Origin of the sequence: Streptomyces sp. NPDC007991, from assembly GCF_042958445.1 — a bacterium.
Taxonomy (GTDB): Bacteria; Actinomycetota; Actinomycetes; order Streptomycetales; family Streptomycetaceae; genus Streptomyces.
On the sequence record NZ_JBIBJD010000001.1, the window covers coordinates 677408 to 698785 of the forward strand.

The following is a 21378-nucleotide window of genomic DNA, read 5'->3' on the forward strand; positions in this document are numbered from 1 at the left end:
TGACTGACCGCGCCCGAGCAGCGGCCTGTGTACTGAGTTCATTACGCGTTGGCAGCACAGGAACGAGCCGGGACCGCCGCACACGGATTGGCTCAATCCGAACGCCTCACGAGAAGACGAAGAAGAGAGCCGGTCATGGACTTCCTTCGCCCCGCCAGCTGGGAGGAGGCGCTCGCCGCGAAAGCCGAGCATCCCACCGCTGTGCCGATCGCGGGTGGCACCGACGTGATGGTCGAGATCAACTTCGACCACCGCCGGCCCGAGTACCTCATGGACCTGAACCGCATCGGCGACCTCTGCGCGTGGGAGGTCGGCGAGGACAGCGTACGGCTGGGTGCCTCCGTGCCGTACGCCGCGATCATGGAGCACCTGCGCGCCGAGCTGCCGGGGCTCGCCCTCGCCTCGCACACGGTCGCCTCCCCGCAGATCCGCAACCGCGGCGGCGTCGGCGGCAACCTCGGCACCGCCTCCCCGGCCGGCGACGCCCACCCCGCCCTGCTCGCCGCGGGCGCCGAGGTGGAGGTGGAGTCCGTGCGCGGGGCGCGTCGCATCCCGATCGACGCGTTCTACACGGGGGTGAAGCGCAACGCCCTCGCCCCGGACGAGCTGATCCGGGCCGTGCACGTGAAGAAGGCCGACGGGCCGCAGCAGTTCTCCAAGGTGGGGACCCGCAACGCCATGGTCATCGCCGTGTGCGCCTTCGGGCTCGCGCTGCACCCGCGGACGCGGACCGTGCGGACCGGCATCGGTTCGGCCGCACCGACACCCGTTCGGGCCAAGACCGCCGAGGAGTTCCTGAACGCGGCTCTGGAGGAGGGCGGCTTCTGGGACAACGGGAAGATCATCACCCCGTCGGTCGCCCAGCGGTTCGCGGACCTGTGCTCCGCCGCCTGCAACCCGATCGACGACGTCCGGGGCACCGCGAGCTACCGCCGCCACGCGGTCAAAGTCATGGCCCGCCGCACGCTGACCTGGACCTGGGAGTCCTACCGCGGCGCCCGCCGCACCACCGAGGGAGCTGCGTGATGCGCGTCAATTTCACGGTCAACGGCCGTCCCCAGGAAGCCGACGACGTGTGGGAGGGCGAGTCCCTGCTGTACGTGCTCAGGGAGCGGCTCGGCCTGCCGGGGTCGAAGAACGCCTGCGAGCAGGGCGAGTGCGGCTCGTGCACGGTCCGGCTGGACGGTGTGCCGGTGTGTTCGTGCCTGGTCGCCGCCGGGCAGGTGGAGGGCCGCGAGGTCGTCACCGTCGAGGGGCTCGCCGACTACGCCAGGCAGCGCGTCGAGGGCGGTTGTGCGAGTGGCGCCTGCGGTACGTCACTGCGCAATGCCCAGCAGTGGGAGGCCACGGGCGACTCGCATGCCGGCGAGGGCACCGAGCTGTCCCCGATCCAGCAGGCGTTCATCGACGCCGGCGCCGTCCAGTGCGGCTTCTGCACCCCCGGTCTGCTGGTCGCCGCCGACGAGATGCTGGAGCGCAACCCGACCCCGACCGACGCGGACATCCGCGAGGCCCTGTCGGGCAACCTGTGCCGCTGCACCGGCTACGAGAAGATCATGGACGCGGTCCGCCTCGCGGCCGCCCGGCAGGGAGAGGCGGTCTGATCATGGCTTCCCCCAGCGGAACCCCCACGAAGATCACCCAGGGGTCCCAGACCAAGGGCGGCATCGGCGAGAGCACACTGCGCCCCGACGGCACCCTCAAGGTCACCGGCGAGTTCGCGTACTCCTCCGACATGTGGCACGAGGACATGCTGTGGGGCCAGATCCTGCGCTCGACCGTCGCGCACGCCGAGATCGTGTCCATCGACACCGGTGAGGCCCTGGCCACGCCGGGCGTCTACGCCGTGCTCACGTACGACGACCTGCCGACCGACGTGAGGAACTACGGGCTGGAGATCCAGGACACCCCGGTCCTCGCCCACGGCAAGGTCCGCCACCACGGCGAGCCGGTCGCGCTCGTCGCCGCCGACCATCCGGAGACCGCCCGCCGCGCCGCCGCGAAGATCAAGGTGGACTACCGGGAGCTGCCCGTCATCACCGACGAGGCCTCCGCCACCGCCCCGGACGCGATCCTCGTCCACGAGGACCGCGGCGACCACCACGCCGGGCACGTCCCGCACCCGAACATCCTCCACCGCCAGCCGATCGTGCGCGGTGACGTGGCGGCGGCCCGCGAGCGGGCGGACGTGATCGTCGAGGGCGAGTACACCTTCGGCATGCAGGACCAGGCCTTCCTCGGCCCCGAGTCCGGTCTCGCGGTGCCGGAGGAGGACGGCGGCGTCCACCTCTACATCGCCACCCAGTGGCTGCACAGCGACCTGCGGCAGATCGCGCCCGTGCTCGGCCTGCCCGAGGACAAGGTGCGGATGACGCTGTCCGGCGTCGGCGGCGCGTTCGGCGGCCGCGAGGACCTGTCGATGCAGATCCACGCCTGTCTGCTGGCGCTGCGCACCGGCAAGCCCGTCAAGATCGTCTACAACCGGTTCGAGTCCTTCTTCGGGCACGTCCACCGCCACCCCGCGAAGCTGTACTACGAGCACGGCGCCACCAAGGACGGCAAGCTCACGCACATGAAGTGCCGGATCGTCCTGGACGGCGGCGCCTACGCCTCCGCCTCCCCGGCCGTCGTCGGCAACGCCTCCTCCCTGTCGGTCGGCCCGTACGTGATCGACGACGTGGACATCGAGGCCCTCGCCCTCTACACCAACAACCCGCCCTGCGGCGCCATGCGCGGCTTCGGCGCGGTCCAGGCCTGCTTCGCCTACGAGGCGCAGATGGACAAGCTGGCGAAGAAGCTCGGCATGGACCCGGTGGAGTTCCGGCAGCTCAACGCCATGGAGCAGGGCACGCTCATGCCGACCGGGCAGCCGGTCGACTCGCCGGCCCCGGTCGCCGAACTCCTGCGCCGCGTCAAGGCGATGCCGATGCCGCCGGAGCGCCAGTGGGAGTCCAGCGAGGGCGCCGACCTCAGGGAGCTGCCGGGCGGCCTGTCCAACACCACGCACGGTGAAGGGGTCGTCCGCGGGGTCGGCTACGCCGTCGGCATCAAGAACGTGGGCTTCTCCGAGGGGTTCGACGACTACTCGACCGCGAAGGTCCGGATGGAGGTCGCCGGCGGCGAGCCCGTCGTCACCGTCCACACGGCCATGGCCGAGGTCGGCCAGGGTGGTGTCACCGTCCACGCGCAGATCGCCCGCACCGAGCTCGGCGTCACCCAGGTGACGATCCACCCGGCCGACACCCAGGTGGGCAGCGCCGGTTCGACGTCGGCCTCCCGGCAGACATACGTCACCGGCGGCGCGGTGAAGCACGCCTGTGAGCTGGTCCGCGAGAAGGTGCTGGAGATGGGCCGCCGCAAGTTCGGCTCCTCCCACCCGGCCTGGGCGACGGCCGAACTGCTCCTGGAGGGCGGCAAGGTCGTCACCGACGGCGGCGAGGTCCTCGGCGACCTCGCCGACGTCCTGGAGGACGAGGCCGTCGAGGTCGAGGCGGAGTGGCGGCACCGGCCGACCGAGCCCTTCGACCTGCGCACCGGCCAGGGCCACGGGCACGTCCAGTACTCCTTCGCCGCGCACCGCGCCGTCGTCGAGGTCGACACCGAGCTCGGCCTGGTGAAGGTCATCGAGCTGGCCTGCGCCCAGGACGTCGGCAAGGCGCTCAACCCGCTGTCCGTGCTCGGCCAGATCCAGGGCGGCACGACACAGGGCCTGGGCGTGGCGGTCATGGAGGAGATCATCGTCGACCCGAAGACGGCCAAGGTGAAGAACCCCTCCTTCACGGACTACCTGATCCCGACCATCCTCGACACGCCGACCATCCCGGTCGACGTCCTCGAACTCGCCGACGACCACGCCCCGTACGGGCTGCGCGGCGTCGGCGAGGCACCCACCCTGTCGTCGACGCCGGCGGTCCTCGCGGCCATCCGGAACGCCACCGGGCTCGAGCTGAACCGGACTCCGGTACGGCCCGAGCACCTGACGGGTACGCAGCTCCTGGAGGGCTGAGCAGTCACGATCCCCTGGGGGACTCACGTCCCCCAGGTCCCCTGTTCGTCTCGGGCCGTCCCCCGGGTCGTGAACATCCCAACCCCCTTTGAAACTTGGGAGACGGCACCCATGACCCAGCAGTCACTGGAGCCGAGGACCACAGCCGACGACGCGGGTGAAGGCACCCGCGTCCCGGCCGGACGGTCCTGGCTCGACCGGTACTTCCACATATCCCATCGAGGGTCCACGGTCGCGCGTGAAGTGCGCGGCGGCGTCACCACCTTCATGGCGATGGCGTACATCCTGCTGCTCAACCCCCTGATCCTGTCCGGCAAGGACGCGGCCGGGAACACCCTCGCGCAGCAGGGCCTGATCACCGCGACAGCGTTCGCGGCGGCCCTCACCACCCTGCTCATGGGCTTCGTGGGCAAGGTGCCCCTCGCTCTCGCCGCCGGCCTCTCCGTCTCCGGAGTCCTCGCCTCCCAGGTCGCGCCCGAGATGACCTGGCCGCAGGCGATGGGCATGTGCGTGATGTACGGCGTGGTCATCATGCTGCTCGTCGTCACCGGCCTGCGCGAGATGATCATGAACGCGATCCCGCTCGCGCTCAAGCACGGCATCACCATGGGCATCGGCCTGTTCATCGCCCTCATCGGCTTCTACAAGTCCGGCTTCGTGCACCAGGGGAAGGCCACACCCGTCACGCTCGGCCCGGCGGGGGAACTGGCCGGCTGGCCGGTGCTGCTCTTCGCCGGCACCCTGCTGCTGATTTTCATGCTCCAGGCCCGGAACATCCCGGGCGCCATCCTCATCGGCATCGTCAGCGGCACGGTCGTCGCCGCGGTCCTGAACGCCGCCGGCGTCATCGACCCCGGGCAGTGGGCGGCCGGCGCCCCCGAGCTGCACGGCAGCGCGGTGTCCATGCCCGACTTCTCGCTCTTCGGGGACGTGGAGTTCGGCGGCTGGGGCGAGGTCGGCGCGATGACCGTCGGCATGATCGTCTTCACGCTGGTGCTGGCCGGGTTCTTCGACGCGATGGCCACCATCATCGGCGTCGGCACCGAGGCCGGGCTCGCCGACGCCAAGGGCCGGATGCCGGGCCTGTCCAAGGCGCTGTTCATCGACGGCGCCGGCGGAGCGATCGGCGGTGTCGCGGGCGGCTCGGGCCAGACCGTGTTCATCGAGTCCGCCACGGGGGTCGGCGAGGGCGCCCGCACGGGTCTCGCGTCCGTGGTCACGGGAGCGTTCTTCGCGGCCTGTCTGTTCTTCACGCCGCTCACGGCGATCGTGCCGCAGGAGGTCGCGTCCGCCGCCCTCGTCGTCATCGGCGCGATGATGCTGATGAACGCCCGGCACGTGGACTGGGCCGACCGGGCCACCGCCATCCCGGTGTTCCTGACGGTCGTCCTGATGCCGTTCACGTACACCATCACCACCGGCGTCGCCGCGGGCGTCATCTCCTACGCCGCCATCAGGACCGCCCAGGGCAAGTGGCGCGAGATCGGCGCCTTCATGTGGATCCTCACGGCCGTGTTCCTCGTGTACTTCGCCCTCAACCCGATCGAGAGCTGGCTGGGCGTCCACTGACGCCCGTGTGGCCTTGAAGGAGACCGAGACAGATGCTGGACATCGCCGAGGAGCTGAACCGGTGGGCCGAGCAGGGCCGTGACTTCGCCGTGGCCACCGTGGTCGCCGTCGGCGGCAGCGCGCCCCGGCAGCCCGGCGCCGCGCTCGCGGTGGACGCCGGGGGCACGGCGATCGGTTCGGTCTCCGGCGGCTGCGTGGAGGGCGCGGTCTACGAGCTGTGCCGGCAGGCGCTGCGGGACGGCGAGACGGTCCTGGAGCGCTTCGGATACAGCGACGACGACGCCTTCGCCGTGGGTCTGACCTGCGGCGGTGTCATCGACATCCTGGTCACCCCGGTGCGGGCCGAAGACCCGGTCCGCCCGGTGGTCGCGTCCGCGCTCGCCGCCGCCGCGCGAGGGGAGGCGGCGGCGCTGGCGCGGATCGTGTCGGGCCCGCGCGAACTGACGGGCCGGGCCCTGCTGGTTCGCCCCGACGGGGCGTACGACGGCGGCTTCGGCGCCCATCCGGAGCTGGACCGCACGGTCGCCGCCGAGGCGGGCGCCTTCCTGGACGCCGGCCGCACCGGCACGCTGGAGGTCGGAGAGCAGGGCTCTCGTTGCGGAGCACCGCTCACGGTCCTGGTCGAGTCGTCTGTCCCGCCGCCCCGGATGATCGTCTTCGGCGCGATCGACTTCGCCTCCGCGCTGGTCCGCGTCGCCAGGTTCCTCGGCTACCACGTCACGGTGTGCGACGCCCGTCCCGTCTTCGCGACCCGGGCACGCTTCCCGGAGGCCGACGAGATCGTCGTCGAGTGGCCCCACCGCTACCTGGAGCGCACGGACGTCGACGCCCGCACGGTCCTGTGCGTCCTGACCCACGACGCCAAGTTCGACGTGCCCCTGCTGAAGCTGGCGCTACGGCTGCCGGTGGCGTACGTCGGTGCCATGGGCTCCCGGCGCACCCACCTGGACCGTGCCGCGCGCCTGCGTGAAGTCGGCGTGACCGAGCTGGAGTTGAGCCGGCTGCACTCGCCGATCGGGCTGGACCTCGGGGCCCGCACGCCCGAGGAGACGGCCCTGTCGATCGCGGCGGAGATCGTCGCCGGGCGGCGCGGCGGCAGCGGGGTCTCGCTGACCGGGGCGCATACGCCGATCCACCACGAGCCGGAGCCGAAGGCGGTCGGGCGGATCGGGTCGGTGGCCTGAGCCGGCCTGGGGTTCACGGCCATCTGAGCAAACGGTTCAGCGCACGGCCGAACACGTACCGCGCCGAGGGCCGCAGTACGCCGTCGAAAAGCGACGGCAGCAGCCGGATCCGGATCTCCTCCCGCCACACCACCCGGGTACGGCCCCCGGGCCCCGGCCACACCTCAAGCTCCGCCCAGCCCAGCACCACCCGGCCCCGCTTCTCCAGACGGCACATCCCCGGCGCCCCGTCCCGCGGCGGCTGCCACACCGTGACCTCCATCGGGTCCTCGAAGGACAGCGGCCCGACACCCGACCGGGCCACGACGACCGTGCCCACGCGGGTCGGCTCGGGCGGAACCACGGTGACCACCGTCAACGGCACCACGTCACCGTGCCGCCGCCACCGCGTGATCCGCCGCCAGGCCTCGTCGAGGGGGAGCGGGGCCGTACGTTCGAGCAGGATGTTCGCCACCTGACGATCGTAAGGACTTCCCGCGGCCGAGCGCCCCGCTCGCCCTCGGATCATCCACTCGGCCCAGCCGGGGCTCGCCGCGCGGCTCGCGAGAGCACCGACTCCAGGCCCTCGCTCTCCGGCCTGCGCGATCACGCCACTGCCTCACACCCTGGGCGTGCTCATCGCCCCCACCGCCTTCGGGCCGACACGCTACGGCGTCACCCGGGCCACCGCTCCCGTCTCCAGGGCCGCCCACAGCGTGCCGTCCGGGGCCGTCGTGATGCCGTGAGGCTCGGAGTCGGGGGAGGGCAGCGGGAGTTCGCGGAGCTGTCCCGTGGGGGAGAGGTGGCCGATGCGGTTGGTGCCCCACTGCGTGAACCAGCAGTCTCCGGGGGAGGTCGTGGTGATGGCGTGGGGGCGGGCGGTGCGGTCGGGGAGGGGGAACTCCTCGAACCTGCCGTCCGTGGCGGCCCTGCCGATCCGGCCTGCCGCGATCTCGACGAACCACAGGTCCGTGCCGTCGCTGGTGATGCCGACCGGGGCGGCGTCCGGGGCGGGCAGCGGGTACAGGCGGATGGCGCCGGCGACGGTGATGCGCCCGATGGCGTTGGCCTGGTTGAGCGTGAACCACAGAGCGCCGTCCGGGCCCGCCGTGATCGCCGAGGGGAACGCGCCCGTCACCGGGAGGGCGAACTCGGTGATCTCCCCGTCGGTCGTCAGACGGCCGATACGGTCCGTGTTCATCTGCGTGAACCAGAGCGCGCCGTCCGGGCCCGCCGTGATGCCGTAGGGGCCGCAGCCGGGTGTCGGCAAGGGGAACGACTCCATCTCGCCGTCGACCGTGACACGGCCGATCCGGTGGTCCGCGAGGCGGGTGAACCACAGGGCCCCGTCCGGCCCGGGCGTGATGACCGTGGGGCGGCAGGACGGCGAGTCCAGCGCGTACTGCGTGAGCTCGCCGTCCAGCGTGAGGCGCCCGATCCGGCCGCCGTGGACGAAGGTGAGCCAGAGCGCCCCGTCCGGCCCGGCCGTGATGCCGTACGGCCCGGCCTCCCGGTCCGCCACGGCGAACTCCCGGACGACCGGAGTGTCAGAGTGCGACAACGGTGCTCCTTTCAGCGCCCTCGCACCCTCCCCGTGCGCGACGGCGGCCGCAACTCCTTTTCCCCGCGGCGTCGACCCCCTACCGGTACACCTTCCCCGGCTCCGCCTTCCCCGGCGCCAGCAACTGCGGCACCGTCACGAACACGTACCCCCGTTCCTTGAGCGCGCCGATGATCCCCGGCACCGCCGGCACCGTGCCGTCGTAGATGTCGTGCAGCAGGATGATCCCGTCCCGGGACGCCTGGGCGAGGACGCGGCGGGTGATCAGGTCCGGGTCGGTCGTCGTGTAGTCCTTCGCCGTCACGCTCCACAGCACCTCGGCGAGGCCCAGTTCGCGGCAGATCTCGTGGACGGTGTCGTCGGTGCGGCCCTGTGGCGGGCGCATCAGGGTCGGGGGCCGTCCGGTGAGGCGTGCTATCTCCTGGTTGGGGCGTCGGAGCTCCTCGCGTATCTCCTCGGGTCCGAGCCGGGTCAGGATCTTGTGGTCCCAGGTGTGGCTGGCCACCTCGTGGCCCTCGTCCGCCATCCGCCGCACCAGCTCCGGGTACTTCTCGATGTGCCGCTTCCCGAGGAGGAAGAAGGTCGCCGGGACCCGCTTCTCCTTCAGGATGTCCAGCAGGCGCGCGGAGTGCTCGCTCGGCCCCGCGTCGAAGGTGAGCGCGACGCACTTCACCTCACGGCAGTCGACGGTGCCGAAGCGCGCCGCCCGGACGTCCGTCGCCGCCTGTGCGCGGGCGGCGCTGGGAGCCGTGGTGTCGAGTCCCGTGCAGCCGCTCAGGGCCAGTGTCAGGGCGGCGGTGGCCGCGAGCGTTCCCAGCGTTCGGAACGCGGTCCCCGTTTTCTTCATCGTCTTGGTCAGAGAAGGCATGGCGGGACTATACACATGGTGTATACGTTCGGTTTATAGTGGTCCCGCTCCTCGCCTCGCAAGTGACCGCCAGCGGAAGGAGAGTCCCGTGAGCGCCGGTACGCACGTCGTGTGCCTGGAGTTGTCTCCAACTGTTTGAGACAGCCGCAGCGCGGCACTCGCCGAGACGCCGGAGTACGTCACACAGCTCGAGACGGAGCCATGCGCACCCTTGGTATCAACGCCCTGTTCCACGACCCGGCCACCGCCCTCGTCATCGACGGCCATACGGTTGCGGCCGCCGAGGAAGAGCGCTTCAGCCGGCGCAAGCACGGCAAGCGCCCGGTGCCCTTCCCGGTCATCGGCCCGTACGCGGTCCGCCGGGGGCGGGCCCTCGACGAGGGGAGGGCAGCGGCATGACCTCGTACGCGGTCGTCATCCCCACCCTCGTACGGGACACCCTCGCCGACTGTCTCGCCGCGCTCGCCGCCGCGACCGGGCCGCGCCCCGAGCAGATCGTCCTCGTCGACGACCGGCCCGAGGCCGAACCCGGCGCGCTGGAGCACCCGTTGAGCGTCCTCGGCGACCTGCGCGAGCGCACCACCGTGCTCACCGGCGGCGGACGCGGCCCCGCCGCGGCCCGCAACACCGGACTGCGGGCCGCGACCGCGCCCTGGACCGTGTTCCTCGACGACGACGTCCAGGTCGGGCCCCACTGGGGCGACCAACTGGCCGAGGACCTCGCCGAGGCGACGCCCGACATCGCCGGCGTCCAGGGCGACATCACCGTCCCGCTGCCCGGCGAACGCCGCCCCACCGACTGGGAACGCGGCACCGCCGGACTTGCCCGCGCCCACTGGATCACCGCCGACATGGCCTACCGCACCGAGGCGCTCAAGCAGGCCGGCGGCTTCGACGAGCGCTTCCGGCGCGCCTTCCGCGAGGACGCCGACCTCGCGCTGCGCATCCTCGACGCGGGCTGGCGCATCCGGCAGGGCCGCCGCACCACCCGCCACCCCGTACGCCCCGCCTCGCGCTGGGTGTCCGTGCGCCAGCAGCGCGGCAACGCCGACGACGCCCTCATGCGGCAGCTGCACGGACCCGACTGGTGGGACAAGGCCATCGCGCCGCGCGGCCGGATCCGCAAGCACGCGGCGATCACCACCGCGGGCGTCGCCGCGTGCGCCCTCGCCGCCACCGGACACGGCCGGGCCGCCGCGGCCTGCGCCCTCGGCTGGGCGGCCGGCACGGCGGAGTTCGCCCGGGCCCGCATCGCCCCCGGCCCGCGCACCCGCGAGGAGGTGACGACCATGCTGGCGACCAGCGTGCTCATCCCGCCCGCCGCGACCTGGCACCGGCTCACCGGCGCCCTGCGGCACCGCCACGCCCCCTCCTGGCAGGAGGTGGCCCGATGAGCCCCGTCAAGGCCGTGCTGTTCGACCGCGACGGCACACTCGTCCACGACGTCCCCTACAACGCCGACCCCGACCGCGTGCGCCCCGTCGAGGGCGCCCGCGAGGCACTCGCCCGCCTGCGCGCACGCGGCATCCGCACCGGCGTCGTCACCAACCAGTCCGGTGTCGCGCGCGGACTGCTCACCGACGCCGACGTCCGCCGCGTCAACCACCGCGTCGACGAACTCCTCGGCCCCTTCGAGGTGTTCGCCGTCTGCCCGCACGGCCCCGACGACGGCTGCCACTGCCGCAAACCCCAGCCCGGCATGGTGCTGTGGGCGGCCGGGCGGATCTGCACCAGCCCCGCCGACCTCGTCGTCATCGGCGACATCGGCGCCGACGTGGAGGCCGCCCGCCGCGCCGGAGCCCACGGCATCCTCGTCCCCACCGCGCAGACCCGGCCCGAGGAGATCGCCGACGCGGACCATGTCGCCCCGGACCTGCTGACCGCCGTCCGGGCCGTCCTGGACGGACCGCCCAAGGGCCGCGTCCTCGCCGACGAACGCCCCATCCAGGAGGCCTACACGGCCGCCCCGAGGCAGGAGAGGGACGGGTGACGGCACTTGTCACCCGGCTCGACAGCTTCGGCGACGTCCTGCTCGCCGGACCCGCGCGGTCGCGGCCCGCGCCGACACCGTCACCCTGCCGTGCGGACCTCCCGGCGCGCCCGCCGCCCGGCTGCTCCCGGGCGTCGACGACGTCCTCGTGTGGGACGCGCCCTCGGGGCGAGGGCGGCGACTACGCGGCCGCCGACCTGCCCGAAGCCGCTCTCCTCCAGACGTGGGCCGGCCAGGCGGTCCTCCTGCCCTACCTCGACGGCCGCTCCTCGACGGCCCTCATGGAACGGGCGGCGCAAGGAGCACGATGACGGGCCGGCACTCGATGGGCCGGGTTGCGGGGGCGCACCCGGCGGGCGCGCGGCAGGCTGCTGGCATGACACCGGACACGGCACCCGAACCGACGCCAGCCCGCCTCCTCGTCCTGCGCGCCCTGGGCCTCGGCGACCTCCTCGCCGGGGTCCCCGCGCTGCGTGCCCTGCGGCGGGCCTACCCCGGGCACGAGCTGGTCCTGGCCGCGCCCGCCGAGCTGGGTCCGGTCGCCGAGGCGACGGGGGCCGTGGACCGGCTGCTGCCCGCCTCCGCGCCGGGCCGGGGCGTGCCGCACACCCTCGACTGGAGCGGTCCGCCGCCGGACGTCGCCGTCGACCTGCACGGCAACGGCCCGCCCAGTCACCGGCTCCTCATGGGGCTGCGCCCGCTGAAGCTGCTCGCCTTCGCCCACCCGGACACGCCCGGGATCGACGGCCCGCCCTGGTACGCGGAGGAACACGAACGCGACCGCTGGTGCCGGCTGCTCCGGTCGTACGGCATCGACGCCGACCCGGCCGACCTGCGCCTGCCCCCGCCGCGCACCGCCTCCCCGGCACCCGGCGCGGTCGTGCTGCACCCCGGCGCCGGGTCACCCGCCCGCTGCTGGCCCGTCGTGCGGTACGCGGCCGTCGCGGACGGGCTGCGCGCGCGAGGCCTGCGGGTCGTGGTGACCGGCGGCGCGGACGAGAGCGACCTCGTGGCCCGGCTCGCCAAGCAGGCCGGCCTGCCCGACACCGACGTGTTCGGCGGCGGCCTCCCGTTCGGCCGACTGTCCGCGCTCGTCGCCGACGCGTACGCCGTGATCAGCGGCGACACCGGCATCGCCCACCTCGCGGTCGCCCACGCCACGCCCTCCGTCACCCTCTTCGGCCCGGTCGCACCGAGCCGCTGGGGACCGCCGCCCGGCCCACGCCACCGCGCGCTGTGGTACGGCCCCGAGGGCGACCCGCACGGCCGCCGCCCCGACCCCGCGCTACTGCGCATCACCCCCGACGACGTCCTGCGCGCCGTCGACGAACTGCCCGGTATCCGACACTGAGAGGGGGCACCGCACGATGACCGTCCCGCGGTCCGACGCCCCGCCCGTCGGCGTCGTCATCGCCGCCCGCAACCGCTGCGCCGCCCTCGCAGAGGGGGCCGCCGACCTGCTCGACCGGTATCCGCGCTGGGCTCGGTCACGGCCCGGATCGTCGAACCGGACGGCACCGACGACCCGATCGTCGAGGAACTGCGCAACCCGCCCGTCCCCGGGCCCGGTTGGCTGCCCCCATCCGCGGCTATGGCTGGGCGGCGAGGAGACGTCTCGCCGTCGGTTCGGATCAGCGGCGGACGCTCAGCCCCCGCACCACCGGCACATCAGCCGGAACAGGGCGAACAGCGTCGGCGGCCAGAGGACGGCGAAGGCCCAGATCACTCCGGGCTCAGAGGTGACGACCCCGGCCACCAACAGCCCGGCCGACACCGCGAGCAGGACCGCGACGGTCCAGACGCGGGGGCGGTAGGAGCCGAGGCGGGCCAGTATCGGGGCGGGGTCGGGGCGGCGGCTCAGTCGCAGGGTGCGCAGCCGGCGGTCGAGGCGGCGGTCGCGGCGCAGCGCGCGTTCCATCTCGTCGAGGATGCGCTGCTCGTTCTCGGGAAGTCGGCCGATGGACACGCGCTTTCTCCTTCCGGGCGGCCGGACCGTCTCTCCTCCCTGGGGGACGTACGACGGGACGTACAGGCGGGGGACGTGCGACGGGACGTACAGCGGCGGACGTACCAGCGGGTGCCCCGTGAAACCCGGGAACTAACCGGGGACCGGCCGCGCCAGCGCCTCGACGAGCCGGTCCGCGCTGTCCGGCACGGTGCCCTCGCGGAACCCGTCCCGGATCTGCCGTGCGGCCACCCGGCCGCCGGTCAGGCACCAGTCCCACCAGCGGTCCAGCTGCCGCACGTCCAGCCGCTCGGCGGGCACGAGTGCGGGCCAGCCGCAGGCCCGGGCCTGCGCGGTCATCTTCGCGCCGCCTTCGACCGGGTCGACGGCCAGCACCGGGGTGCCGACCCGCAGGGCGATGACCAGCCCGTGCAGCCGGTCGGTGACGACGAGGTCCAGCCGGGCCAGCACGGACTGGAGCTGCGCGGGCGTGGCACTGAGATGCCAGTCGTGCGTGTCGAGCCGCGTCTGCAGCTCCAGCCGGCCGCAGTCCTTCCCGGCCAGCCAGCGCGTCACCTCCTCGGCGACCTGGGCGTGCCGCCGCAACTCCCCGTACTCCCGCTGGCCGTGCGTGAGGATCACCCCGACGACCGGCCGGGCGGGCGCGTCCGGGGCCCGGGCCGCGAGGTCCTCCACCGGCTCGCTGTCCGGCGCGTCCCGGGGCAGCACCCGGTGGAAGCCCGTCACGGCCGCGCTGGCGGGGTCGATCACCGAGGTGCCGACCGCGATCCGCACACAGTGCGCGAACCGCCGGTGCAGTTCCTCGATCTGCGGCCCGTGCAGCGGACCGCACACGAACACCAGGTGGGAGTAGTCCTCCGGCCACAGCCGGTCCAGATGCAGGGCCTCAGGACGGAAGCCGGGACTCCAGGCGACGTCGTAGGGGATGCCCGTGCCCAGCAGTACGTCTTCCACCCGGCGCAGCGCCAGCACGGCCCCGGCGGTCGCCTCCCCGTCCCGGAAGCTGAACCACCCGGTCAGCAGAACCCTGCGCGGTCGCATGCCGTTTTGAGTGTGCACATGCCCTGAGTGCCCGCGCACCGGAAAGACAATCAGGGCATTACGGGCAAACGCTCCTTGGTTACCGGGTGCCGCACGAAGGTCACCCGGTGCCGCACGAACCGGCCTGATCGACCGGCCGCGTGCGCGCCGCGCTCGCCCGGAAACGCCACCCTGTTCCGCTGGGCGGATGACAGGTCCCGCCCGGGCGGCCGTTTTCCGCGGTCCGCTACTGCCCGGACCGGCGAACCGGCGATCGTGGAGCTATGACGAACACAACCGGCCAGCCGGCCCACACCCGCCTCTACGCCCGGCTCGTGGTCTCCGACGGGCCACGGGCGATCGAGTTCTACCGGACCGCGCTCGGCGCCGAGGAGATCGAGCGGTACACCGATCCCGAGGGGAAGATCGTGCACGCCATGCTGCGGCTCGGCGACGGCGTGATCGCGGTCAAGGACGCCGACGCGAGCGACCGCGCGCCCGACTCGCCCGGCGGCAGCCCGGTGATCATGGCCCTGCACGTGTCCGACGCCGACGCCGTCGCCGAGGCCATGCTGCGCGGCGGGGCGAGCGTGGTGTACCCGGTCGCCGACCAGCACTTCGGGCAGCGCGCCGGCCGTCTCGCCGACCCGTTCGGCCATCTCTGGATGATCTCCCAGACGATCGAGGAGCTGACCCCGCAGGAGATCCAGCAGCGTACGACCGAGCTGTTCGGCTGACGGGTTCGCCGTACGGTGGTCAGCGGGTCCGCGCGACCGGCTCGCCCTCCTCCGCCGCCGCGGTGGCCACCCGGCCGCCCGGGTGGCGCAGGGCGCACAGGAAGCCGATGCCCAGGGCGATGGCCATGCCGTAGAACACCCACTGGTTGGCCTCGGCGAAGTCCATGCGGACGGCGCTCATGGCGTCCCGTGTCGCCTCGGCCGCGGGGCCGGTGCCCGTGGGCGGCCGAGAGTCGCCGTTGCCCGTGATCGACTCGGTGATGTCACGGGCCACGGCGTCCGCGTCGCCGGAGGGCACGCCGCGCGAGCGCAGGGTCCCCGCCACGTTGCCGGTCGTGACGTGTGTCAGGACGGTGCCGTAGACGGCCAGGCCCACGCTCGCCGCGTAGTTGCGCACGGTCTGGGTGATGCCCGTGACCTCGCCGTACGAGGCGCCGATGGCCCGGTTGACGGCGTCGGTCGAGGCGGGCGCGAGGACCAGCCCGATACCCGCCCCGGCGAGGGCCGCGTAGGGCCACTGGTCGTGCATGGACAGGTCGGTGAGCTTGTTGGCCCACAGGGCGAACCCGGCGCAGCCCAGCGCGGTGCCCAGTTTCAGGGCCGGCCGGGCGCCCTGCTTGTCGAGGATCCGGCCGCCCCACTGCGAGGCGATCGCGAAGCCCGCGAAGAAGTACAGCAGGAACAGGGCCGCCTGGTTCGGCGAGGCGCTCAGGGACACCTGGGCGTAGACCGAGCTGAAGAAGAACACCGGGACGAACGCCAGCATCGCGAAGAAGAGCACCGCCGCGTCCACGGTGAACGCCTGGTCCCGGAAGACCCGCAGGTCGATCAGCGGATGCCGCACGCGGCGCTCGAACCGGACGAAGGCGCAGAGCACCGCCAGGCCGCCCGCGACGCACACCCAGGTCGCCCAGCTGTCCCAGCCCCAGGACCAGGCCTGCTGGAAGCCGAGGACGCTCAGGCCCATGCCGGCCGCGACCAGGGCGGCACCGGGGACGTCCAGGGTGCCGGACCGCCGCCGGTCGGACAGGTGCGCCAGGGCCGTGAGGACCAGCGCCACGACCGCCACCGGCACGTTGACCCAGAAGACGGCCCGCCAGGTCCAGCCGGTGAGCCAGCCGCCCAGCAGCGGCCCGAGGGCGGTCAGCGCGCCGGAGACACCGAAGAACAGGGCGAGGGCGCGTCCGCGTCGCTCGACCGGGAAGACCGCCACGACCACCGCGAGTGCCGCGGGGAAGAGCAGGGCGGCTCCGACTCCCTGCGTGGCGCGGAACACGATCAGCCAGGTCTGCGCGGCGCCGCCCGCCGGGACACAGCCGCACAGTACCGACGACACGACGAACACCACCGTGCCGATGACGACGATCCGGCGGGGCCCGTACAGGTCCGCGAGGCGGCCGCCGAGGGCGAAGAACGCCGCGAGGGACAGCAGATAGGCGTTCACCACCCACTGCATGCCGGACGACGACAGACCCAGTTCGCGGACGATGTCCGGTGCCGCGATGGACACGATGGTCTGGTCGATGAAGGTCATGGCGACGGCGCACATCATCGCCGCCAGCGCCACCGTCTGCTGCTGCGGCGGCGTTCGGGACAGGGGCGCGGTCCCGCCGCGCCCCGGGCGCGTGCTGCTCACGGAATTCAGTCTGCGTCCGGTGGCGGCGCGTCGCATCAGAAGACTCTTCCAGTCCCGGGAGAGTGTTTCCGCCCCGGGCGGCACACCATTACTCCCGAATGCATCTCACGGCAACCCCTCGGCGATGTGAGGACGACCTCGTCGGCCATGTGACCACGGCCCGCCGCGGACCCGGCGTCGAACGTGCAGGATGCGGGCACCAAGGAGGACAGGCACTCTAACGACGGAGAGGCAGACGATGGTCCCAGCGGAACCGGAACCCCAGCGGATCGGCATTCCCGCCGAGTCCACTGCGGGCGAGACCAGGGTGGCGGCGACGCCGGCCACCGTGGGCAGACTTGCCGCGCTCGGCTACGAGGTGGTGGTCGAACCGGGGGCGGGAGCCTCGTCCCGCTTCTCCGACGCGGCCTACGAGGAGGCGGGCGCCCGGCTCGGCGACCCCTGGCAGGCGGAGATCGTGCTCAAGGTGAACGGCCCCTCCGGCGAGGAGATCGGCCGGCTGCGGGACGGGGCGACGCTGATCGCCCTCATCGGTCCCGCGCTGCACCCGGAACTGGTCGACGAACTGGCGCGGCGCCCGATCACCGTCCTCGCCATGGACGCCGTGCCGCGCATCTCGCGCGCCCAGTCCCTGGACGTGCTCAGCTCGATGGCGAACATCGCCGGATACCGGGCCGTGGTCGAGGCCGCGCACGCCTTCGGCCGGTTCTTCACCGGCCAGGTGACCGCCGCCGGCAAGGTGCCGCCCGCCAAGGTGCTGGTGGCCGGTGCGGGGGTGGCCGGACTCGCCGCGATCGGAGCGGCCCGCAGCCTCGGCGCCGTGGTCCGCGCCACCGATCCCCGTCCCGAGGTCGCCGAGCAGGTCCGCTCGCTGGGCGGGGAGTTCCTGACGGTGGGCGTCGAACAGGAGGTGAGCACCGACGGCTACGCGCGGGCCACCTCCGAGGACTACGACCGGCTCGCCGCGCAGCTGTACGCCGAGCAGGCCGCCGACGTCGACATCATCATCACGACCGCGCTCATCCCCGGCCGCCCGGCGCCCAGGCTGATCACCGCCGAGGACGTCGCCCGGATGAAGGCCGGCAGCGTGATCGTCGACATGGCGGCGGCCCAGGGCGGCAACGTCGAGGGCACGGTCGCCGGGAAGGCCGTCGTCACCGACAACGACGTGACGATCATCGGCTACACCGACCTGCCCGGCAGGCTCCCCGCCCAGGCCTCGCAGCTGTACGGCACCAACGTCGTCAACCTGATGAAGCTGCTCACGCCGGGCAAGGACGGCCGGCTCGTCCTGGACTTCGACGACGTGGTGCAGCGGTCGATGACCGTGGTCCGCGACGGCGAGAAGACCTGGCCGCCGCCCCCGGTCCAGGTGTCCGCCGCGCCCGCACCCGCCCCCGCCGCCGGCACGGAACCGGCCACGCCCGCCACACCGCAGGCGAAGCCCGCACGCCCCGCGTGGTCCTCCTACGCCCTCGTCGGCGCCGGGGCGCTCGCGCTGTTCCTGGTGACGGCCTTCTCGCCGAGCGAACTCATCGGCCACTTCACGGTGTTCGTGCTGGCGATCGTCATCGGCTTCTACGTCATCGGCAACGTGCACCACGCCCTGCACACCCCGCTGATGTCGGTCACCAACGCCATCTCCGGGATCGTCGTGGTCGGCGCGCTGCTCCAGATCGGGCAGGGGGACACCGCCGTCACCGTGCTGTCGTTCGCCGCGATCCTGCTGGCGAGCATCAACATCTTCGGCGGATTCGCCGTCACGCGCCGCATGCTCGGCATGTTCTCGAAGGGCTGATCACGGATGACCACAGTCACGGCCTCAGAAGCCGCCTACGTCGTCGCCGCGCTGCTGTTCATCCTCAGCCTCGCCGGGCTCTCGCAGCACCGGACCTCCCGCTCGGGAGTCGTCTGGGGCATCGCGGGCATGGCCGTCGCCCTGGCCGCCACCGTCGGCCTCGCGTCGAAGGACATCACCGCCACAGGGCTCGTGCTGATCGCCGTCGCCACCGCCATCGGCGCGGGCATCGGACTGTGGCGGGCCCGGGTCGTGGAGATGACCGGCATGCCCGAGCTGATCGCCATCATGCACAGCCTCGTCGGCCTCGCCGCCGCGTTCGTCGGCTGGAACGGCTACCTCGACGTCGACGCCGAGCTCAGCGGTTCGCTGCTCGGCATCCACCACGCCGAGGTGTTCATCGGGGTGTTCATCGGCGCCGTCACCTTCACGGGTTCCGTCGTCGCGTACCTGAAGCTCTCGGCACGCATCGACTCCCGCCCGCTCACGCTGCCCGGCAAGCACGTCCTGAACATCGGCGCCCTGGTCGCCTTCGTCGGGCTCACCATCGCGTTCGTGGCCCGCCCGAACCTGGGTCTCCTCATCGCGGTCACCGTCATCGCCCTCGCCCTGGGCGCCCACCTGGTCGCCTCCATCGGCGGCGGTGACATGCCGGTGGTCGTCTCCATGCTCAACAGCTACTCCGGCTGGGCCGCCGCCGCCTCGGGCTTCCTGCTGGCCAACAACCTGCTGATCGTCACCGGCGCACTGGTGGGCTCCTCCGGTGCCTATCTGTCGTACATCATGTGCAAGGCGATGAACCGCTCCTTCATCTCGGTGATCGCGGGCGGCTTCGGCACCCCGGCGGCGGTCGCCGACGACGGTGAGCACGGGGAGTACCGGGAGATCAGCGCGGAGGAGACCGCGGAACTCCTGCGCGACGCCTCCTCGGTGATCATCACGCCTGGCTACGGCATGGCGGTCGCCCAGGCCCAGTACCCGGTCGCCGAGCTGGCGCGCAAGCTGCGCGAGCGGGGCGTCGAGGTGCGCTTCGGCATCCACCCCGTCGCCGGCCGGCTGCCCGGGCACATGAACGTGCTGCTCGCCGAGGCGAACGTGCCGTACGACATCGTCCTGGAGATGGACGAGATCAACGACGACTTCGCCGCCACCTCGGTCGTCCTGGTCATCGGCGCCAACGACACGGTCAACCCGGCCGCCACCGACAACCCGGCCAGCCCCATCGCCGGAATGCCCGTGCTGCACGTGTGGGAGGCGGCCAACGTGGTCGTCTTCAAGCGGTCGATGGCCGCCGGGTACGCGGGTGTGCAGAATCCGCTGTTCTTCCGGGAGAACAGCCAGATGCTCTTCGGCGACGCCAAGCAGCGCGTGGAGGACATCCTGCGCAGCCTCGACGCCCTCGACACGCCGGTGAAGGAGATGGCCGGAACCACCCGCTGAAGGGCGGCCGGTCCGTACCGGCCCCGCACGGCGGACAACGGGCAGGCCCGGCACTGTGGGTGCCGGGCCTGCCTTGTCTTCTGTGCCCCGTCTCGCAGGGCGCCCGAACCGGTCAGTCCGTGCCGGAGTCCATCGCGGCGCGGTCCAGCCACGCGTCCTCGTCGGAGACCTCGCCGCGGGAGGCGATGGCCTCGGCGCCGCCCTGCGGCAGCTCCGGCATGCTGCCGATCAGCCCGGTCGCGGCCGCCTGGGAGGCGCCGATGGTCGGGCTGCCGGTGCCGATCAGGCCGATGCCGGCGTACTGCTCCAGCTTGGCGCGGGAGTCGGCGATGTCCAGGTTGCGCATGGTGAGCTGGCCGATCCGGTCCACCGGGCCGAACGCGGAGTCCTCGGTGCGCTCCATGGAGAGCTTGTCCGGGTGGTAGCTGAACGCCGGGCCCGTCGTGTCGAGGATCGAGTAGTCCTCACCGCGCCGCAGCCGCAGCGTCACCTTGCCGGTCACGGCGGCGCCGACCCAGCGCTGGAGCGACTCGCGGATCATCAGCGCCTGCGGGTCCAGCCAGCGGCCCTCGTACATCAGCCGGCCGAGCCGCCGTCCCTCGGAGTGGTACTGGGCGAGGGTGTCCTCGTTGTGGATCGCGTTGACCAGACGCTCGTACGCGGCGTGCAGCAGGGCCATGCCCGGGGCCTCGTAGATGCCGCGGCTCTTGGCCTCGATGATCCGGTTCTCGATCTGGTCCGACATGCCGAGGCCGTGCCGGCCGCCGATGGCGTTGGCCTCCATGACCAGGTCGACGGGGGAGGAGAACTCCTTGCCGTTGATCGTCACGGGGCGGCCCTGTTCGAAGCCGATCGTCACGTCCTCGGTGGCGATGTCGACCTCGGGGTCCCAGAACTTCACGCCCATGATCGGCTCGACGGTCTCGACGCCGGTGTCCAGGTGCTCCAGGGTCTTGGCCTCGTGGGTGGCGCCCCAGATGTTGGCGTCGGTGGAGTACGCCTTCTCCGTGCTGTCGCGGTAGGGCAGCCCGTGGGCGAGCAGCCACTCCGACATCTCCTTGCGGCCGCCGAGTTCGGTGACGAAGGCCGCGTCCAGCCAGGGCTTGTAGATCCGAAGGTGCGGGTTGGCGAGCAGGCCGTAGCGGTAGAACCGCTCGATGTCGTTGCCCTTGAAGGTCGAGCCGTCGCCCCAGATCTGGACGTCGTCCTCGAGCATCGCCCGGACCAGCAGCGTGCCCGTGACGGCACGGCCGAGCGGCGTGGTGTTGAAGTACGCCCGCCCGCCCGAGCGGATGTGGAACGCCCCGCAGGTCAGCGCGGCCAGGCCCTCCTCGACCAGCGCGGCACGGCAGTCGACCAGACGCGCGATCTCGGCCCCGTAGGTCTTCGCACGGCCGGGCACCGACGCGATGTCGGGCTCGTCGTACTGGCCGATGTCGGCGGTGTAGGTGCACGGGACGGCGCCCTTGTCGCGCATCCACGCGACCGCGACGGAGGTGTCGAGACCGCCCGAGAAGGCGATGCCGACGCGCTCGCCGGCGGGCAGGGAGGTGAGGACCTTGGACATAGAAAGAGTATGTATCACTTTGCATAGTCATGCAAGCCGGGTGTGCGAATTCGCCGT

The 21378-nt window shown here is 72.4% G+C and carries 18 protein-coding genes and 3 pseudogenes; 14 read left to right on the forward strand and 7 right to left on the reverse strand.

What is annotated here, in order from left to right; genetic code table 11:
* Positions 1-135: 135 nt before the first annotated feature.
* The 5 genes from ACFZDA_RS02870 to ACFZDA_RS02890 all read left to right on the forward strand — a co-directional run bounded on the left by ACFZDA_RS02870 (position 136) and on the right by ACFZDA_RS02890 (position 6759).
* Complete coding sequence (locus tag ACFZDA_RS02870) at positions 136-1026, forward strand: FAD binding domain-containing protein (protein ID WP_391073848.1); 891 nt, start codon at positions 136-138, stop codon at positions 1024-1026.
* On the forward strand, positions 1026-1604 hold the full coding sequence (locus tag ACFZDA_RS02875; RefSeq protein ID WP_391073850.1) for a 2Fe-2S iron-sulfur cluster-binding protein: 579 nt from the start codon (positions 1026-1028) through the stop codon (positions 1602-1604). Before ACFZDA_RS02870 ends, ACFZDA_RS02875 begins: the two co-directional genes overlap by 1 nt.
* 2 nt (positions 1605-1606) lie before the next feature.
* On the forward strand, positions 1607-4006 hold the full coding sequence (gene pucD, locus ACFZDA_RS02880; protein ID WP_391073852.1) for a xanthine dehydrogenase subunit D: 2400 nt from the start codon (positions 1607-1609) through the stop codon (positions 4004-4006).
* Between the two features lie 111 nt (positions 4007-4117).
* Complete coding sequence (locus ACFZDA_RS02885; RefSeq protein ID WP_391073855.1) at positions 4118-5575, forward strand: solute carrier family 23 protein; 1458 nt, start codon at positions 4118-4120, stop codon at positions 5573-5575.
* Positions 5576-5607: 32 nt separating this feature from the next.
* On the forward strand, positions 5608-6759 hold the full coding sequence (locus ACFZDA_RS02890) for an XdhC family protein (RefSeq protein WP_391073857.1): 1152 nt from the start codon (positions 5608-5610) through the stop codon (positions 6757-6759).
* Between the two features lie 13 nt (positions 6760-6772).
* On the opposite strand, the gene ACFZDA_RS02895 is transcribed toward ACFZDA_RS02890, so the two are convergent.
* The 3 genes from ACFZDA_RS02895 to ACFZDA_RS02905 form a co-directional block, all read right to left on the reverse strand.
* Positions 6773-7213, reverse strand: coding sequence for an SRPBCC family protein (locus ACFZDA_RS02895; RefSeq protein WP_391073859.1), 441 nt, complete (start codon positions 7211-7213; stop codon positions 6773-6775).
* Between the two features lie 192 nt (positions 7214-7405).
* The gene (locus ACFZDA_RS02900) at positions 7406-8299 is read right to left on the reverse strand and encodes a virginiamycin B lyase (protein WP_391073861.1); all 894 of its coding nucleotides are present in this window, start codon (positions 8297-8299) and stop codon (positions 7406-7408) included.
* A 79-nt stretch (positions 8300-8378) separates the two neighbouring features.
* Positions 8379-9146, reverse strand: coding sequence for a polysaccharide deacetylase family protein (locus tag ACFZDA_RS02905; RefSeq protein WP_391074573.1), 768 nt, complete (start codon positions 9144-9146; stop codon positions 8379-8381).
* Positions 9147-9368: 222 nt separating this feature from the next.
* On the opposite strand from ACFZDA_RS02905, the pseudogene ACFZDA_RS02910 reads away from it, so the two are divergent.
* The 6 genes and pseudogenes from ACFZDA_RS02910 to ACFZDA_RS02935 form a co-directional block, all read left to right on the forward strand.
* Positions 9369-9500, forward strand: a pseudogene (locus tag ACFZDA_RS02910) (carbamoyltransferase N-terminal domain-containing protein); the annotation flags it as partial.
* A gap of 62 nt (positions 9501-9562) precedes the next feature.
* Positions 9563-10561: a glycosyltransferase gene (locus tag ACFZDA_RS02915; RefSeq protein WP_391073864.1), complete on the forward strand. Its 999-nt coding sequence runs from the start codon at positions 9563-9565 to the stop codon at positions 10559-10561.
* Positions 10558-11157, forward strand: coding sequence for an HAD-IIIA family hydrolase (locus ACFZDA_RS02920; RefSeq protein WP_391073866.1), 600 nt, complete (start codon positions 10558-10560; stop codon positions 11155-11157). Before ACFZDA_RS02915 ends, ACFZDA_RS02920 begins: the two co-directional genes overlap by 4 nt.
* Positions 11154-11320, forward strand: a pseudogene (locus ACFZDA_RS02925) (glycosyltransferase family 9 protein); the annotation flags it as partial. The gene ACFZDA_RS02920 and the pseudogene ACFZDA_RS02925, both read left to right, overlap by 4 nt.
* Before the next feature lie 7 nt (positions 11321-11327).
* Positions 11328-11468: pseudogene (locus ACFZDA_RS02930) on the forward strand (D-beta-D-heptose 1-phosphate adenosyltransferase); the annotation flags it as partial.
* A gap of 65 nt (positions 11469-11533) precedes the next feature.
* Entirely contained in the window at positions 11534-12508 is a 975-nt protein-coding gene (locus tag ACFZDA_RS02935; protein WP_391074576.1) for a glycosyltransferase family 9 protein, read from the forward strand.
* Positions 12509-12802: 294 nt separating this feature from the next.
* On the opposite strand, the gene ACFZDA_RS02940 is transcribed toward ACFZDA_RS02935, so the two are convergent.
* Both ACFZDA_RS02940 and ACFZDA_RS02945 read right to left on the reverse strand, forming a co-directional pair.
* Complete coding sequence (locus tag ACFZDA_RS02940) at positions 12803-13123, reverse strand: hypothetical protein (RefSeq protein WP_391073868.1); 321 nt, start codon at positions 13121-13123, stop codon at positions 12803-12805.
* A gap of 132 nt (positions 13124-13255) precedes the next feature.
* On the reverse strand, positions 13256-14164 hold the full coding sequence (locus tag ACFZDA_RS02945) for a polysaccharide pyruvyl transferase family protein (RefSeq protein WP_391073871.1): 909 nt from the start codon (positions 14162-14164) through the stop codon (positions 13256-13258).
* Between the two features lie 263 nt (positions 14165-14427).
* Here ACFZDA_RS02945 and ACFZDA_RS02950 point away from each other — a divergent pair, with 263 nt between their 5' ends.
* The gene (locus ACFZDA_RS02950) at positions 14428-14880 is read left to right on the forward strand and encodes a VOC family protein (RefSeq protein ID WP_391073873.1); all 453 of its coding nucleotides are present in this window, start codon (positions 14428-14430) and stop codon (positions 14878-14880) included.
* Between the two features lie 19 nt (positions 14881-14899).
* Here ACFZDA_RS02950 and ACFZDA_RS02955 read toward each other — a convergent pair whose 3' ends face one another.
* Entirely contained in the window at positions 14900-16432 is a 1533-nt protein-coding gene (locus ACFZDA_RS02955) for an MFS transporter (protein WP_391074579.1), read from the reverse strand.
* Positions 16433-16754: 322 nt separating this feature from the next.
* On the opposite strand from ACFZDA_RS02955, the gene ACFZDA_RS02960 reads away from it, so the two are divergent.
* On the forward strand, positions 16755-18314 hold the full coding sequence (locus ACFZDA_RS02960) for a Re/Si-specific NAD(P)(+) transhydrogenase subunit alpha (RefSeq protein WP_391073876.1): 1560 nt from the start codon (positions 16755-16757) through the stop codon (positions 18312-18314).
* A gap of 6 nt (positions 18315-18320) precedes the next feature.
* Positions 18321-19754 (forward strand): Re/Si-specific NAD(P)(+) transhydrogenase subunit beta, encoded by a 1434-nt coding sequence (gene pntB, locus ACFZDA_RS02965; protein ID WP_391073879.1) that lies wholly within the window; start codon positions 18321-18323, stop codon positions 19752-19754.
* Between the two features lie 112 nt (positions 19755-19866).
* Here pntB and argG read toward each other — a convergent pair whose 3' ends face one another.
* Positions 19867-21321 (reverse strand): argininosuccinate synthase, encoded by a 1455-nt coding sequence (gene argG, locus ACFZDA_RS02970; protein WP_391073882.1) that lies wholly within the window; start codon positions 21319-21321, stop codon positions 19867-19869.
* Positions 21322-21378 lie beyond the last annotated feature (57 nt).